Annotated in this window: 1 protein-coding gene; it reads left to right on the top strand. The window is 65.2% G+C overall.

Annotation, left to right across the window (positions count from 1 at the left end; all coding sequences use genetic code 11):
- A partial coding sequence (locus HMPREF2924_RS22140; protein ID WP_141765563.1) for an ATPase, T2SS/T4P/T4SS family occupies nt 1–792 on the top strand: 792 nt, incomplete at its 5' end.
- Nucleotides 793–951 lie beyond the last annotated feature (159 nt).

The following is a 951-nucleotide window of genomic DNA, read 5'->3' as shown; positions in this document are numbered from 1 at the left end:
TGCAGGCAAACGCTGGAGGAGCTGCAGGATCCTGAGTTCGCCATCGTCGTCGACGGCGTTCTGCTTCGCGTCACCCTCCTCGAGGACGCTTTCAGTGGCAGCGTCTTCGTGCTGCGCCGGTCGAGCGCCCAATTGCGGGAGTTCCAAGAGATCGGCTATCCGAGCGAAGTGGTTTCCGCACTGATGGATCCGCAGTTGCAGGGCCTGGTCCTGTTCTGCGGCGAGATGGCGACCGGCAAGACCAGCTCCGCCGCCTCTCTGCTCCTGGCCCGCCTGCAGGAGTTGGGCGGGGTGGGCTGCGCCGTCGAGGACCCGCAGGAAACCAACCTCAGCGGTCAGCATGGGCTCGGCCGCTGCATCCAGGTCAGAACCTCACGGCGCTCAGGCGGATACAGCGAGGCCCTGCTGCGCACGCTGCGGGCCGGTGCCGACCTGGTGCTGATTGGCGAGATCCGCGACGAGGACACCGCCTACCAGGCCTGCAAGGCCTCTCTGACCGGCAGCTTGGTGATCGCCACCATTCACGCGAAAAGCTGTCATCAGGCGATCGAGCGCTTGGTGACGCTCGCCCAGCCACTGGCGAGAAACGCCTACGACGTGGTTGCCGAGGGCATCCAAGCTGTGATCTGCCAAGCGCTGGAGAGCGATGGCTCCTCGCGCCGCCTGACCGCCGAGCCACTGCTGTTCACCGGCGACGACGGCCCGTCCATGCGCGACAAGATCCGCCGAAAGGAGGCTCATCTGCTGCAGGACGACCAAGCTCGCCAGTCCCGGCAAAGCCTGTGGAGATAACACCATGAGGAGTAAGCGCAGCAGTGGATTCATTTCGATCGAACTGCTGATCGCCCTGGTCGTGATCGCCATCGCGACCGCCGGCGGCATATCGGTCCTGATGAGCTACCTGGACGGCCTGGACGAGCAGCACGCGGCCCAGCAGCAACAGCAGGTGGC

It is taken from the genome of Pseudomonas sp. HMSC063H08, from assembly GCF_001813645.1.
GTDB lineage: Bacteria > Pseudomonadota > Gammaproteobacteria > Pseudomonadales > Pseudomonadaceae > Pseudomonas > Pseudomonas aeruginosa.
Note: the sequence above shows the minus strand (reverse complement) of the source record. Positions and strands in the feature narration are given on the sequence as shown.